Source organism: Mixta sp. BE291, assembly GCF_031457955.1.
Taxonomy (GTDB): Bacteria; Pseudomonadota; Gammaproteobacteria; order Enterobacterales; family Enterobacteriaceae; genus Mixta.
Window position 1 is genome coordinate 59,808 of the sequence record NZ_JAVDXN010000003.1, and the last position, 14,041, is coordinate 73,848.

The window sequence follows — 14,041 nt, forward strand, 5'->3', positions numbered from 1 at the left end:
GCTACTCTGTTCTGACTGCTCGGTTTCGAAAAGCAGAACCCTCTGAAAGCGGTGCGGTCTTGCTACTGCGGCGCAGCATATTTTTTCGTGCGGCGCGTAGGCAACGCGCTGGCCGGATTGTCAGGCCAGGCATGTTTGGGGTAGCGTCCCTTCATCTCTTTCTGTACGTCCAGGTACGCGCCTTGCCAGAAGGCGGCGAGATCGCGGGTGATCTGCAATGGCCGCTGCGCGGGCGATAACAGCTCCAGCACCAGCGCCACGCGCCCTTCCGCAATCGTCGGATTTTGCGCCTCGCCGAACATTTCCTGCAGGCGCACCGCCAGCGCGGGCGGCTTCTCGCTATCGTAGCGAATCGGCAGACGACTGCCGGTCGGCACAGTGTAATGAGTTGGTAACGCACTATCCAGCCGCTGGCGCTGTGACCATGTGAGCAAATGTAATAATGCGCCGCTCAGGCTCACCTGACGCAGTCCTTTTATATCGCGCACGCTGCCGATCGCTGGCAGCAGCCAGCTCTCCAGCGTGGCGAGCAGCGCCTCATCATCCATTGCGGGCCACGTCTCTTCCGGCAGCCACTGCACGGCGCACTGCAGACGCAGCCGCAGCTGCTGCGCTTCCGGCGTCCAGTTGAGCACATCCAGCCCTTTTTCGCGGATCCAGCGCAGCATCGCCGGATGCAGCACCTCGGCGTCAGGCTTGGCCAGCGGCTGCGATTTCAGCGCCAGCACGCCGATTTTATCGCGCTGCCAGGCACGCAGCGTGGCTTTTTCCTCTTCCCATTCGATATCGGTTTCGCTACGAATCAGATCGGGGCAGTCGCGCTGAATCGCATTAATATCCACCGGCAGCGCCAGCAGAATACGCGCTTCCGCCTGCGCGTCGCTCTGTAGCAGCTGCGGCGCGATTAACCATTCATGGCGCGTCAAACCCTCTTCATGATCGAGCATGGCGCCAGGGCCACCCGCCAGCTGATAGCGTCCGCTTGCGCCGCGCCGACGCGCCAGACGATCGGGAAAAGCCTGCGCCAGTAGCCGGGGCGCCAGCGCAACGTCCGGTTGACCACCCGCGCCGTTCAGCCGCTTTTGTAACTGACGGGCGCGCTGTTGCCAGCCTGGATGCGGGGTAAACAGATGATCAAGCAGGTTACGGCTGCCCTGACGCGGCGGCTCCTCAAGAATAGCCACCAGCCGGGCGGCGGTGGCCTGCGCATCCCGATCGCGGGCGGCGGTTAACAAGGCAGCCAGGCGTGGCTCGCTGCCCAGCTTCGCCATGGCGCGCCCCTGCGCCGTTAGCTGATGGTTGTCGCCCAGCGCGCCGAGCATCCGCAGCAATTTTTGGGCTGCCAGCAGCGCAGGCGCGGGCGGCGTATCGATCCAGTTCAGCTGCGTAACATCATGGCAGCCCCATTGCAGCAGATCGAGCCACAGCGCGCTGAGATCGCTCTGTAAAATCTCCGGCTCGCTCTGGGCGGCGGCGCGTTCTGCCTGCTCGCGGCCGATCAAATGTAAACAGATGCCGGGTGACAGACGTCCGGCACGACCGGCACGCTGCGTCATGGACGCCTGACTGATACGCTGGGTTTGCAGCCGCGTAATCCCGCTGCGCGCATCGAAACGCGCCGAGCGCTCCAGCGCGCTGTCCACCACCAGACAAATACCGTCAATGGTTAAGCTGGTTTCGGCGATGTTGGTCGCCAGCACCACTTTGCGTTTTCCCGGCGGCGCAGGCAGAATCGCCCGCCGCTGCGCCGCCAGCGGCAGCGCCCCATACAGCGGACACAGTTCAATATCACTGCCGACGCGCTGCGCCAGCTGGTTTTTTACCCGTTCAATTTCGCCCACGCCGGGTAAAAACAGCAGCAGCGAACCGCTCTCTTCGCGCAGCAGCTGAGCCACTTCACGCGCGACCGCTTCATCAAACGGCAGCTGCGACGGCAGGCTGGCATAGCGCCGTTCCACCGGAAAACTGCGCCCTTCCGACACAATCAGCGGAGCAGCGGGTAACCGTGTGCTTAAGCGGGCGTTGTCCAGCGTCGCGGACATAATTAACAGCCGCAGATCGTCACGCAGCCCCTGCTGCACATCCAGCAGCAGCGCCAGCGCCAGATCGGCCTGTAAGCTACGTTCATGAAATTCATCCAGGATAACCAGCCCAACGCCATCCAGCATCGGATCCTGTTGCAGCATACGCGTCAGAATGCCTTCGGTGACCACTTCCAGCCGGGTGGCAGGCCCAACGCGGCTGTCGGCGCGCATGCGATAACCCACGGTGGCGCCCGGCTCTTCTCCCAGCTGTTCCGCCAGCCGCTGCGCAACGTTGCGCGCCGCCAGACGACGCGGCTCCAGCATGATAATACGGCCGGCAATCTCGCCCTGCTGTAACAGCTGCAGCGGCAGCCAGGTGGATTTACCCGCGCCGGTTGGCGCAGCCAGCAATACCTGCGGCGCCTGTTTTAACGCCGCCAGCACCTCTGGCAGCACGGCGCTTACCGGTAATTCACTCAAACGAAACTCCGTCCAGCATTGGTCTTATGATGGTGCGCATTGTAGCATTCCTCTGTGTTGTTTACCGGAGAGTGTTATGAGCGCAGGTCGTCTCTTTTTTGGCATCGGATTACCGCAGCCGTTGCAACAGCAGCTGGTTCGCTGGCGCGCCGAACAGTTCCCCGAGGAGGCGGGTCGCCCGGTAGTGGCTGCCAGCCTGCATATTACGCTGGCGTTCCTTGGCGAAATCAGCGCGGAAAAAGCGCAGGGACTGCAACAGCTGGCGGGGCGCATTCGGCAGCCCGCGTTTACTCTGCATCTGGATGATGCCGGACACTGGCCGCGCCCCGGCGTGGTCTGGCTTGGCTGTCGCCAGGCGCCGCGCGGGCTGCTGCAGCTGGCAGAGATGCTACGCGCGCAGGCGGCACGCAGCGGGTGTTATCAAAGTCCGCAGCCGTTTCACCCGCACATTACGCTGCTGCGCAACGCAACGCGTCCGGTGGCCCTGCCGCCGCGTAATTTCCACTGGCAGTTTATGGTCGATCATTTTTCTTTATACCAGTCGGTTTTTGCGCAGGGGCGAACCCGTTATCGCGTGCTGCAAAGCTGGCCGCTGCAGGAGTCAGTATGAATTTTCACCCGGCATTGCGCCCGGCGCGTTTGATAAGCCGCTATAAACGTTTTCTTGCGGATGTCGTCACACCGGAAGGCGAGGCACTAACGATACACTGCGCCAATACCGGCGCGATGACCGGCTGCGCCACGCCTGGCGATACCGTCTGGTACTCCACCTCTTCCAGCCTGACGCGCAAATATCCGCACAGCTGGGAGCTAACCGAAACGCAAACCGGTCATATGATCTGCGTGAATACGCTGCGCGCCAATCAGCTGGTACGCGAAGCGCTGGCAGAAGAGAAAATTGCGGAATTATCCGGTTATCCGCAACAGCGGGCTGAGGTGAAATATGGCGCAGAAGGTAGCCGAATCGATTTTCTGCTACAGGCGCACAACAGGCCTGAGTGCTATATTGAAGTGAAATCCGTAACGCTGTTACAGCAGGGTAAAGGGTACTTTCCGGATGCGGTGACCGTGCGCGGCCAAAAGCACCTGCGCGAACTGGCCAGCATCGCCCAACGGGGCGAGCGCGCGGTTATGTTATTTACTGTTTTGCACTCGGGGATTGAGGACGTTGCCCCCGCGCGTCATATTGATGCACGTTACGCAGAACAACTGGCACAGGCACAACAGAGCGGAGTGGAAATCCTCTGTTATAAGGCGCAATTGTCACCGGTGGGCATGTGGCTGGATCGGCGGATAAGCCTGGCGTTGTAATATTTAGTGCGAATTACTGTGGTAGAAAGTAACGTTGCGCTAAATACGCTTTTCCTCACAGGCTTGTCAAGGCATGTTCAGGAATAATTGCCAACCTTGACTGCTTCTGTTATTTATAGCGGCCTGTTTTTTTCCCCTTTGGGGATCGATAGTGCGTGTTATCCAGGAGAAACAACATGCAAGAAGGGCAAAACCGTAAAACATCGTCCCTGAGTATTCTCGCCATCGCTGGGGTGGAGCCGTATCAGGAGAAGCCGGGCGAAGAGTATATGAACGAAGCCCAGCTGACTCACTTCAGGAAAATCCTTGAAGCGTGGCGTAATCAACTCAGGGATGAAGTCGATCGTACGGTATCTCATATGCAGGACGAAGCAGCTAACTTCCCCGATCCGGTCGACCGTGCCGCTCAGGAAGAAGAGTTCAGCCTTGAACTGCGCAACCGCGATCGCGAGCGTAAACTGATTAAAAAGATCGAGAAGACCCTGAAAAAGGTGGAAGACGACGATTTCGGCTACTGTGAATCCTGTGGCGTTGAAATCGGTATTCGCCGCCTTGAAGCGCGTCCGACCGCCGATCTTTGCATCGACTGTAAAACGCTGGCGGAAATTCGCGAAAAACAAATGGCCGGTTAACGGTACGTAAAAAGCAGTGCGTGCGGGATATTTGTCCCGCCTCACTGCTGTTACGTAAAAGCGGTTATGTCAATTCCCTGCACAGGACGTTTTGCTCCTTCCCCTTCTGGTGAACTTCACTTCGGCTCGCTTATTGCCGCGCTTGGCAGCTATCTGCACGCCCGTGCGCAGGGCGGCCGCTGGCTGGTACGCATTGAAGATATCGATCCGCCGCGTGAAGTGCCCGGCGCTGCCAGCGCGATCCTGCGCCAGCTGGAACAGTATGGCCTGCACTGGGATGGCGAGGTGGTTTGGCAATCGCAGCGGCATCAGGCCTACCGTGACGCGCTGGAGTGGCTGCGTCAACATCGGCAGAGCTACTACTGCACCTGTACCCGCAGCCGTATTCAACAGATTGGCGGCTTTTACGACGGGCACTGCCGCGATCGGCAACGGGGGCCGCAGCAGGCGGCGTTACGGCTGCGTCAGCGGCAGCCGGTCTATCAGTTTCAGGATTTGCTGCGCGGCGAAGTGCGCGTGGATGCCGCGCTGGCGGAAGAAGATTTTATTATTCACCGCCGCGACGGGCTGTTTGCCTATAACCTGGCGGTGGTGGTGGACGATCATTTCCAGGGCGTGACGGAAATCGTACGCGGCGCGGATCTGATTGCGCCAACGGTGCGGCAAATTGCGCTCTGGCGTCAGCTGGGCTGGCAGGAGCCAGCCTACCTGCATCTGCCGCTGGTGCTGAATCATGACGGCAATAAGCTGTCGAAACAGAACCATGCGCCCGCCCTGCCACAGGGCGATCCCCGTCCGGTACTGGTAAAAGCGCTGCGTTTTCTGGGGCAACGTACGCCGGAAAACGCGCAGGATATAACAACAACGCAGCTGTTAACGCAGGCCGTTGCGCAGTGGGATTTGGCAAAAGTGCCGCGTAATGACGCGCTGGACGCCATTGAACCGACAACACCATTCTCAAATGGTTCGCAACAGGCTATGATTAGCCGCTGATTTTACCACCGAATTATCGTCATTATCGAGGTGTCCTATTTTTACCCGAGTAGCTAATTTTTGCCGTAAAGTTCTGAGTCGTGAAGAGACGGCACTGGCAGAGGTTGAGGAAGACGAACTGCAGATGACCGTCATCCCTCGTGAAAGTCACAACATCTCGCGCAAAGACATTAGCGAAAACGCTCTGAAAGTCCTTTATCGCCTGAACAAAGCGGGCTATGAGGCCTATCTGGTGGGTGGTGGTGTCCGTGACCTGCTGCTGGGTAAAGCGCCGAAAGATTTTGATGTGACCACCAACGCCACGCCGGAACAGATGCGTAAGCTGTTCCGCAACTGTCGTCTGGTGGGTCGTCGCTTTCGCCTGGCGCATGTGATGTTTGGTCCTGAAGTGATCGAAGTCGCCACGTTCCGTGGTCATCATCAGGCGGAAGAAGACAGCAACGCCCAGCGCGGCGAAAACGGCATGCTGCTGCGCGACAACATTTTCGGCACCATTGAAGATGATGCCCAGCGTCGCGACTTAACCATCAACAGCCTTTACTACAGCGTGGCTGATTTTAGCGTGCGCGATTATGTCGGCGGCCTGCAGGATCTCCAGCAGGGCATTATCCGTCTGATTGGCGATCCTGAGACGCGCTATCGTGAGGATCCGGTCAGGATGCTGCGCGTGGCGCGCTTTGCCGCCAAGCTGGATATGACCATTGCGGACACCACCGCCGAGCCGATCCCGCGTCTTGCCACGCTGCTGAACGATATTCCTCCGGCGCGTCTGTTTGAGGAAGCGCTGAAGCTGTTGCAGGCGGGCTACGGTTACAAAACCTATCTGCTGCTGCGCGAATATCAGCTGTTCCAGCCGCTGTTCCCGATTCTGAGCCGCGGCTTTACCGAGCATAGCGACAGCCAGATGGAGCGGATGCTGGCGCAGGTATTGAAAAATACCGATACGCGCATTCATAACCAGATGCGCGTGAACCCGGCCTTCCTGTTTGCTGCGATGTTCTGGTATCCGCAGCTGGAAAATGCGCAGCGTATCGCGCAGGAAAGCGGGCTGGCCTATTACGATGCGTTTGCGCTGGCGATGAATGACGTGCTGGATGAAGCGTGCCGTTCGCTGGCGATCCCGAAACGTATCACCACGCTGGTGCGCGATATCTGGCAGCTACAGTTGCGTATGTCGCGTCGTCACGGCAAACGCGCCATTAAGCTGATGGAGCATCCTAAGTTCCGCGCCGCTTACGACCTGCTGGCGCTGCGCGCTGAAGTGGAAAACAACGCTGAGCTACAGCGCCTGGCGAACTGGTGGGGTGAATTCCAGGCCGCCGCGCCGCCGCAGCAGAACCATATGCTGAAAAACCTCGGCGACGAACCGACGCCGCGTCGCCGTCCGCGTCGTCCGCGCAAGCGCCCTGCCGCTCCGCGCCGCGACAACAACAGCAACGCATGATCCGCGTCTACCTCGCCTTAGGCAGTAACCTGGCCGATCCGCTGCATCAGGTGCGTAACGCACTTGATGCGCTTGCGGCCATTCCCCACACGCAGCGGGCGGCGGTCTCCTCTTTTTATCGTACGCCGCCCTACGGCCCGCCCGATCAGCCGGACTATCTTAATGCCGCCGTGGCGCTCGATACCCAGCTGTCGCCGGAAGCGTTGCTCGATCATACGCAGCGCATTGAACTGGAACAAGGGCGGGTGCGCAAAGCGGAGCGCTGGGGACCACGCACGCTGGATCTGGATATTTTACTGTTTGGCGATCGGGTGCTGAATACGCCGCGCCTGACGGTGCCGCATTACGATATGCATAACCGCGCGTTTATGCTGGTGCCGCTGCTGGAAATCGCTCCGCAGGCCCGGCTGCCTGACGGCCGCGCGCTGGCCGCGATTGCCGCCGAACTGGACAGCAGCGCCATCCTTCCCTGGTAACCGCACACCTGTTTCATCCGGCGTGCTTGCCGCGACGATAAGCCATTCCTCTCTCTGCGCCAATCATTTACACTGCGCCAACCAGAACGTTGACGTTGAGAATGTCATGAAACCAACCACCATTTCGCACCTGCGCCAGCTAAAACAGGCAGGGAAAAAGTTCGCCTCCATTACCGCCTATGACTTCAGCTTTGCCCGGCTTTTCGCCGACGAAGGCATGAAGGTCATGCTGGTTGGCGACTCGCTGGGCATGACGGTACAGGGACACGAATCCACGCTGCCAGTGACGATAGACGACATCGCCTACCACACCGCGGCGGTACGCCGTGGCGCGCCGCTCTGCCTGCTGCTCGCCGATCTGCCGTTTATGAGTTACGCCACGCCGCAGCAGGCGTGCGAAAATGCGGGTCAGCTGATGCGTGCCGGTGCCAATATGGTGAAGCTGGAAGGCGGCGCCTGGCTGGCGGAAACCGTGCGTATGCTAACGGATCGCGCGGTGCCGGTGTGCGGACATTTGGGCTTAACGCCACAGTCGGTGAATATCTTTGGCGGTTATAAAGTGCAGGGCCGCGACAGCGAAGCCGCAGACCGTCTGCTTGCCGACGCGCAGGCGCTGGAAGCGGCCGGCGCCCAGCTGATGGTGCTGGAGTGCGTGCCGGTGGCGCTGGCGCAGCGCGTGACCCAGGCGCTGAGCATTCCGGTTATCGGCATCGGTGCCGGTAATGTTACCGATGGGCAAATCCTGGTGATGCATGACGCATTGGGTATTACCGGCGGACATATTCCCAAATTTGCTAAAAATTTCCTGGCCGAAACCGGTGATATTCGCGCCGCCGTGCGCCAGTATATTCAGGAAGTGGAAGAGGCAAGCTATCCCGCCGTTGAGCACAGTTTCCAGTGAACAGGAGAAAGTCCGTGTTGATTATCGAAACGTTGCCGATGCTGCGCCGTGAAATCAGGCGCTGGCGTCAGGAAGGCAAACGCATTGCGCTGGTGCCGACCATGGGCAACCTGCATGAAGGCCATATGACGCTGGTGGACGAAGCGCGGGCGCGCGCCGACATCGTGGTGGCGAGCATTTTTGTTAACCCGATGCAGTTCGATCGTGCCGAGGATCTGGCGCGCTATCCGCGTACGTTGCAGGAAGATTGTGAAAAGCTGAACCGCGCGCGCGTTGATTTGGTCTTTGCCCCGGCGCCCGCCGATGTCTATCCCAAAGGGCTGGATACGCAGACGTTTGTTGAGGTGCCGGGCCTCTCTGACCTGCTGGAGGGTGCCAGCCGCCCCGGCCATTTTCGCGGTGTTTCAACCATTGTCAGCAAGCTGTTTAACCTGGTGCAGCCCGATCTCGCCTGCTTCGGCGAAAAGGATTATCAGCAGCTGGCGCTGATCCGCAAGATGGTGGCGGATATGGGTTACGATATTGAGATTGTCGGCGTGCCGACGGTGCGGGCAAAAGATGGTCTGGCGCTGAGTTCGCGTAACGGCTATCTCACTGCCGACGAGCGCAAGCTGGCGCCGTCGCTCAGCCAGGTGATGAACGCAATGGCGAATAAAATGGCCAACGGCGAGCGCCACGTCGAAGAGATTATCGAAAGCGCCGAAGCGGAACTGCGCGATAAAGGATTCACGCCGGACGGGCTGGCAATCTGTGATGCAGAAACGCTGTTGCCGCTCAATGTCGAGAGCAAACGCGCGGTTATTTTAATGGCCGCATGGCTGGGCAAAGCCCGCCTAATCGATAATCAGACGGTGGATTTGACCCAGTAGACAAGCGTCGGTAATCCATGAATACTGTCGCTCATCTTTTGATTCGTTGCAGAACAAGGTAACAAAGATATGGTACGCACCATGCTGCAAGGCAAGCTGCATCGGGTGAAGGTCACTCAGGCTGACTTGCATTACGAAGGTTCCTGCGCCATTGACCAGGACTTTCTCGACGCTTCCGGCATTCTTCAGTACGAAGCGATCGATATTTATAACGTCACCAACGGCCAGCGTTTCTCTACTTACGCTATCGCCGCTGAGCGTGGCTCGAAAATCATCTCCGTTAATGGCGCGGCGGCCCGCTGCGCCTGCGAAGGCGATATTTTGATTATCTGCTCATATGTACAGATGCCGGATGAAGAAGCGCGCCAGTGGCAGCCGAAAGTGGCCTATTTTGAAGGCGACAATCAAATGAAGCGTCTGGCGAAAGCCGTACCGGTGCAGGTTGCCTGACTAAACGAGCGGGGCCTCTGCCCCGCTCGTTGTTGGCTTAGCTTAAATCGTGTAACGCTTTACCATTGGGCGGCATCAGGCTTATTTCACTGAAATCAACCTCCAGCCCGGCACGCTCCGGCGTGCAGCACATCACCCCTACCTGATAACGGCTGGCTTTAGCGATACGACACAAGCGCAGCAGCGGCCAGGTCTTGCCATCGGCAGAATATTGCAGCCGCAGGCAATCCTCGCGTAGCGTTAAGCGCATCCAGAAATCACGCGCGTCGCCGTTAAACGGCCCGGTAGCCCAGTCAGATCCGCCCTGAGTCAGTACGCTGCCCATCGCTGGCTGGCCGTCATTATATTCAATACCCGCCTTCAGCCAGTGCTGTTCATCGGCGATAAACATAATCCCGGCCTGATCGTACAGCGTATGGAAATCGGCACGGATCCGCGCCTGAAAAGTAAAATCCTTTTCTGTTTCGCAGGCCCAAACGTGGCCGCTAAAGCGCGTAAAGCCATACCAGGTTTCGCGCCAGAAGTCGGTTTGACCATCGGTCACCACCGTTAAGTGCGCGTTCTCATGGCACCAGACGGCGGGCTCGTTAATCCAGTGAAACTGCGGCATAGCAAACCTCAGCGATAAAACGTGATTAAAGTGTCTTTAATACCCGACATGGATTTCCCGCCGCCACCACATTTTCCGGCACGTTTTTGGTGACCACGCTACCAGCACCAATTACGCTGTTATCGCCAATCGTAACGCCAGGCAATATCTGTACGCCCGCGCCAATCCAGACGTTATGACCGATAGTGACCGGATGCGCATATTCCAGCCCGCGGTTACGCTGTTCAACGTCCAGCGGATGCCCGGCGGTATGGATGCCAACGCAGGGCGCGATAAACACGTTATCCCCGATAGTGACCTTACCGCAGTCGAGGATCACCAAATTGACGTTGGCGTAAAAGTTTTCGCCCACTTCAATATTGCGCCCGTAGTCGCAGTAAAACGGCTGCTCAATCAGGATCTGCTCACCGGTTTTTCCCAGCAGCGCTTTAATCTGTTGCTCTCGCTGTGCCAAATCACGCGGGTCGGTGTTGTTGTAAATTTGCAGTCGATACTTCACTTCGCCGCGCTCGGCGATGAGCGCCGGATCGTAATTGGCATCATAGAGCAGCCCCGCCAGCGCTTTTTCCGCTTCCGTCATCTTCCCTCCGTTTATCTGAATCACAGGGCCAGCCAGCGTTACAGGCTGGCCAGCTGTCGGATAGCATGCGCCACCGATTCAGGTGCCACCGGCATCACCGAACGATGGATCATCATGCCTTCAATAAAAGCGTCGATGGCTACCGCCGCCGCCGGAGAAAAATGGCGCTCCAGCGCGCTACGGCTGCGTGTCATCCATTCCAGCATCACCGGTTTCAACGGCGGATGACGGCTGGCGAACGCGTACAGTTCGTAGCTCAGCAATAAGGTGCGCGACGACGACGTGGCATCGCCAAAAATAATCGCCACCACCGCGTCGATCGCTTGCTGCTGCGTTCGCGCCTGGTCGATAAGCGCGGAAAAGCGATCGGAAATATGCTGTGAAAGCTGGTTAAAGGCAGCGAAAAGCAGCGTCTCCAGGCTGCTGAAATAGTAACTTACTGCGCTAAGCGGCACCGCCGCCTCCGCCGCGACTTTTCGGTAGGTTGTGCCAGCAACACCATATTTTACAATCACTTCCAGGGCGGCTTCCGCGATGCGTTCACGCCGCTGCGGATCCTGACGCCAGCTTCTTTCTGTCATGGGTACGCCTTGATTATTTATTGCTAACAGCCTGGCACAGGCGATGAAATTGTACAAACGTACTAATTCAGATTACGGATTTATCGCACGCTTTCTGCGGGGGAAAAGGCAAAAAAAACGCGCTCCGAAGAGCGCGTTCTGCAAGACCATATCAGGTACGTAAGCCGCGACCGCGCTGTATCAGCGTCCAGGCAAGCAGATAAAACACCACGATAAAGGCGATCAGCACCGAAAGCGTAAACACCAGCGGAACATCGTTGATGCCTAAAAAGCCGTAACGGAAGCCGCTGATCATATAGACCACCGGGTTCAGCTTCGATACCGCCTGCCAGAACGGCGGCAGCAGCGTCAGCGAATAAAACACCCCGCCCAGATAGGTTAACGGCGTCAGAACAAAGGTTGGGATCAGGCTGATATCGTCAAAGGTGCGGGCAAAAACCGCATTCAGCAGGCCCGCCAGAGAAAACATAATCGCCGTCAGCAGCAGCGTCACCGCCACCATTAACCACGAATGCACGTGGAACGGCACAAAGAACAGCGATACGGCCGTGACCAGAATCCCGACACAGACGCCGCGCGCCACGCCACCGCCAACATAACCGGCGATCACGATATGGGTCGGTACCGGTGCCACCAGCAGCTCTTCAATATTGCGCTGAAACTTGGCGCTAAAGAAAGAGGATGCCACGTTAGCGTAAGCGTTGGTGATTACCGCCATCATAATCAGGCCCGGCACAATAAACTGCATATAGCTAAAGCCATGCATTTCACCGATACGCGAGCCGATCAGGTTACCGAAAATAATAAAGTAGAGCGTCATGGTGATCACCGGCGGCACCAGCGTCTGGATCCAGATGCGGGCGAAACGGTTAATCTCTTTGGCCCAGATGCTTTTCAGCGCAACCCAATATAGATGCATCATGCGTGACCTCCCGATTTTCCCTGCACCAGACCAACAAACAGCTCTTCCAGGCGATTCGCCTTGTTACGCATACTCAGCACCTGCACGCCCTGCGCGCTAAGCTGGCTGAAAACGCTGTTCAGCCCCTGCTCGCGCATCACCTCAACTTCCAGCGTCGAGGTATCCAGTAGCCGATACTGGAAACCTTCCAGCTTCGGTAAAGCGCTTTTCGCCGCCAGATCGAGAATAAAGGTTTCTGATTTCAGCTTTGAAAGCAGCCCTTTCATCGAGGTGTTTTCCACCAGCTCGCCGCTCTGGATGATGCCGATATTGCGACACAGCATCTCCGCTTCTTCCAGATAGTGGGTAGTGAGGATGATAGTGGTGCCCTGCGCGTTCAACTCTTTGAGAAACACCCACATTGAGCGGCGCAGTTCGATATCAACGCCTGCGGTTGGCTCATCCAGAATCAGCAGCTTGGGCTGATGCATCAGCGCGCGCGCGATCATCAGGCGACGCTTCATGCCGCCAGAGAGCATCCGCGCCCGCTCGTTGCGCTTACCCCACAGATCGAGCTGGGTAAGGTATTTCTCCGCCCGCTGCTGCGCTTCGCGCCGTTCTACGCCGTAATAACCCGCCTGGTTAACCACAATCTGTAACACGGTTTCAAACGGATTGAAGTTGAACTCCTGCGGCACCAGCCCCAGCTGGCGCTTGGCGTTGACCACATCTTTTTCCAGGTCATAACCGAAAACGCGCACCCGGCCGCCGCTTTTGTTAACCAGTGAACTGATAATGCCGATGGTGGTTGATTTACCGGCGCCGTTCGGCCCCAGCAACGCATAAAAATCGCCCGCCTCTACCGACAGATCGATCCCTTTCAGCGCCTGCACGCCGCCGGGATAGGTCTTGGTGAGCTTTTCAAGTTCCAGTGCATACGTCATAGAAGAGTTACTTACCCTGTTTTGTTAACTAACATTTTTACCGTTTGAAATTGCCGGATGTTGTCCTATAGTACGGCAACGCATTTCTGCTTTTTACAGACCGATAACCATCATGAAAGATATTGATAAACTCATCAGCAACAATCGCGAATGGTCCAAATTACTGGTTGAAGAAGATCCTGGCTTCTTTGAGCGCCTTGCCCTGGCGCAAAAACCGCGCTTTTTGTGGATTGGCTGTTCCGACAGCCGCGTTCCAGCCGAGCGCTTAACCGGCCTTGAGCCTGGTGAACTGTTTGTTCACCGTAACGTAGCGAACCTGGTGATCCATACCGACCTCAACTGCCTCTCCGTGGTGCAATATGCGGTAGAGGTGCTGGAAGTGGAACATATCATCATTTGTGGACACTACGGATGCGGTGGCGTACAGGCGGCGGTAGAAAACCCGGAACTGGGCCTGATCAACAACTGGCTGCTGCATATCCGCGATTTGTGGTACAAGCATAGCTCGTTACTTGGCGAACTGCCGCCAGAGAAACGTTTTGATAAGCTTTGTGAAATCAACGTCATGGAGCAGGTCTATAACCTGGGCCATTCAACTATTCTGCAGTCGGCATGGAAACGCGGGCAGAAAGTCACTATTCACGGCTGGGTTTACGGCATTCATGACGGCTGCCTGCGCGATCTGGAAGTGACCGCCACCAACCGCGAATTGCTTGAACAGCGTTACCGTCACGGTATTGCTAACCTGCTGAATCACCCTGAAGGCCATCGCTAATCAGGGGCGGCATGATAGCCTTTCCCGCAACGGCTATCTTTAATCGATTGTGCTGTCTCTGGCAGCACAA

At 57.6% G+C, this 14,041-nt stretch carries 16 protein-coding genes; 10 read left to right on the plus strand and 6 right to left on the minus strand.

The genetic code is table 11. From position 1 onward, the window contains the following. Positions 1-62 precede the first annotated feature (62 nt). Positions 63-2,504: an ATP-dependent helicase HrpB gene (gene hrpB / locus J2X14_RS07885; protein ID WP_352410677.1), complete on the minus strand. Its 2,442-nt coding sequence runs from the start codon at positions 2,502-2,504 to the stop codon at positions 63-65. 76 nt (positions 2,505-2,580) lie between these two features. Here hrpB and thpR point away from each other — a divergent pair, with 76 nt between their 5' ends. The 9 genes from thpR to panD all read left to right on the plus strand — a co-directional run bounded on the left by thpR (position 2,581) and on the right by panD (position 9,580). Then, on the plus strand, positions 2,581-3,114 hold the full coding sequence (gene thpR / locus J2X14_RS07890; protein ID WP_352410678.1) for an RNA 2',3'-cyclic phosphodiesterase: 534 nt from the start codon (positions 2,581-2,583) through the stop codon (positions 3,112-3,114). Next, positions 3,111-3,815: a DNA/RNA nuclease SfsA gene (gene sfsA / locus J2X14_RS07895; RefSeq protein WP_352410679.1), complete on the plus strand. Its 705-nt coding sequence runs from the start codon at positions 3,111-3,113 to the stop codon at positions 3,813-3,815. Before thpR ends, sfsA begins: the two co-directional genes overlap by 4 nt. Positions 3,816-3,991: 176 nt before the next feature. Next, entirely contained in the window at positions 3,992-4,447 is a 456-nt protein-coding gene (gene dksA, locus J2X14_RS07900; protein WP_352410680.1) for an RNA polymerase-binding protein DksA, read from the plus strand. 66 nt (positions 4,448-4,513) lie between these two features. Then, a complete protein-coding gene (gene gluQRS, locus J2X14_RS07905) occupies positions 4,514-5,440 on the plus strand; it encodes a tRNA glutamyl-Q(34) synthetase GluQRS (protein WP_352410681.1) in 927 nt (308 codons plus the stop codon). 37 nt (positions 5,441-5,477) lie between these two features. Then, positions 5,478-6,884 carry a polynucleotide adenylyltransferase PcnB gene (gene pcnB / locus J2X14_RS07910; RefSeq protein WP_352411069.1) on the plus strand — a complete coding sequence of 469 codons (1,407 nt, stop codon included), beginning with the start codon at positions 5,478-5,480 and terminating at the stop codon, positions 6,882-6,884. Continuing rightward, entirely contained in the window at positions 6,881-7,360 is a 480-nt protein-coding gene (folK, locus tag J2X14_RS07915) for a 2-amino-4-hydroxy-6-hydroxymethyldihydropteridine diphosphokinase (protein WP_352410682.1), read from the plus strand. The genes pcnB and folK overlap by 4 nt, the downstream gene beginning before the upstream one ends. A gap of 106 nt (positions 7,361-7,466) precedes the next feature. Next, on the plus strand, positions 7,467-8,261 hold the full coding sequence (gene panB / locus J2X14_RS07920) for a 3-methyl-2-oxobutanoate hydroxymethyltransferase (protein ID WP_352410683.1): 795 nt from the start codon (positions 7,467-7,469) through the stop codon (positions 8,259-8,261). 14 nt (positions 8,262-8,275) lie between these two features. Further along, positions 8,276-9,130 carry a pantoate--beta-alanine ligase gene (gene panC / locus J2X14_RS07925; RefSeq protein WP_352410684.1) on the plus strand — a complete coding sequence of 285 codons (855 nt, stop codon included), beginning with the start codon at positions 8,276-8,278 and terminating at the stop codon, positions 9,128-9,130. A gap of 69 nt (positions 9,131-9,199) precedes the next feature. After that, on the plus strand, positions 9,200-9,580 hold the full coding sequence (panD, locus tag J2X14_RS07930; RefSeq protein ID WP_038628123.1) for an aspartate 1-decarboxylase: 381 nt from the start codon (positions 9,200-9,202) through the stop codon (positions 9,578-9,580). 37 nt (positions 9,581-9,617) lie between these two features. On the opposite strand, the gene J2X14_RS07935 is transcribed toward panD, so the two are convergent. From J2X14_RS07935 to J2X14_RS07955, 5 genes are all read right to left on the minus strand, one after another. Continuing rightward, complete coding sequence (locus J2X14_RS07935; RefSeq protein WP_352410685.1) at positions 9,618-10,190, minus strand: DUF1349 domain-containing protein; 573 nt, start codon at positions 10,188-10,190, stop codon at positions 9,618-9,620. A 25-nt stretch (positions 10,191-10,215) separates the two neighbouring features. Next, positions 10,216-10,770, minus strand: a complete 555-nt coding sequence (locus J2X14_RS07940; protein WP_352410686.1) for a sugar O-acetyltransferase — start codon at positions 10,768-10,770, stop codon at positions 10,216-10,218. A gap of 38 nt (positions 10,771-10,808) precedes the next feature. After that, positions 10,809-11,351 (minus strand): TetR/AcrR family transcriptional regulator, encoded by a 543-nt coding sequence (locus tag J2X14_RS07945; RefSeq protein ID WP_352410687.1) that lies wholly within the window; start codon positions 11,349-11,351, stop codon positions 10,809-10,811. 151 nt (positions 11,352-11,502) lie between these two features. Then, entirely contained in the window at positions 11,503-12,270 is a 768-nt protein-coding gene (locus J2X14_RS07950; protein WP_352411070.1) for an ABC transporter permease, read from the minus strand. Then, complete coding sequence (locus J2X14_RS07955; RefSeq protein WP_352410688.1) at positions 12,270-13,196, minus strand: ABC transporter ATP-binding protein; 927 nt, start codon at positions 13,194-13,196, stop codon at positions 12,270-12,272. Before J2X14_RS07955 ends, J2X14_RS07950 begins: the two co-directional genes overlap by 1 nt. Positions 13,197-13,308: 112 nt before the next feature. Here J2X14_RS07955 and can point away from each other — a divergent pair, with 112 nt between their 5' ends. Further along, complete coding sequence (gene can, locus J2X14_RS07960; RefSeq protein ID WP_352410689.1) at positions 13,309-13,971, plus strand: carbonate dehydratase; 663 nt, start codon at positions 13,309-13,311, stop codon at positions 13,969-13,971. The last annotated feature ends 70 nt before the right edge of the window (positions 13,972-14,041 follow it).

Coding starts and splice junctions, on each gene's coding strand:
- dksA (WP_352410680.1), top strand. CDS start 3,992: ATGCAAGAAGGGCAAAACCGTAAAACATCGTCCCTGAGTATTCTCGCC.
- can (WP_352410689.1), top strand. CDS start 13,309: ATGAAAGATATTGATAAACTCATCAGCAACAATCGCGAATGGTCCAAA.
- gluQRS (WP_352410681.1), top strand. CDS start 4,514: ATGTCAATTCCCTGCACAGGACGTTTTGCTCCTTCCCCTTCTGGTGAA.
- J2X14_RS07950 (WP_352411070.1), bottom strand. CDS start 12,270: ATGCATCTATATTGGGTTGCGCTGAAAAGCATCTGGGCCAAAGAGATT.
- sfsA (WP_352410679.1), top strand. CDS start 3,111: ATGAATTTTCACCCGGCATTGCGCCCGGCGCGTTTGATAAGCCGCTAT.
- J2X14_RS07940 (WP_352410686.1), bottom strand. CDS start 10,770: ATGACGGAAGCGGAAAAAGCGCTGGCGGGGCTGCTCTATGATGCCAAT.
- panD (WP_038628123.1), top strand. CDS start 9,200: ATGGTACGCACCATGCTGCAAGGCAAGCTGCATCGGGTGAAGGTCACT.
- J2X14_RS07945 (WP_352410687.1), bottom strand. CDS start 11,351: ATGACAGAAAGAAGCTGGCGTCAGGATCCGCAGCGGCGTGAACGCATC.
- folK (WP_352410682.1), top strand. CDS start 6,881: ATGATCCGCGTCTACCTCGCCTTAGGCAGTAACCTGGCCGATCCGCTG.
- J2X14_RS07935 (WP_352410685.1), bottom strand. CDS start 10,190: ATGCCGCAGTTTCACTGGATTAACGAGCCCGCCGTCTGGTGCCATGAG.
- panB (WP_352410683.1), top strand. CDS start 7,467: ATGAAACCAACCACCATTTCGCACCTGCGCCAGCTAAAACAGGCAGGG.
- thpR (WP_352410678.1), top strand. CDS start 2,581: ATGAGCGCAGGTCGTCTCTTTTTTGGCATCGGATTACCGCAGCCGTTG.
- J2X14_RS07955 (WP_352410688.1), bottom strand. CDS start 13,196: ATGACGTATGCACTGGAACTTGAAAAGCTCACCAAGACCTATCCCGGC.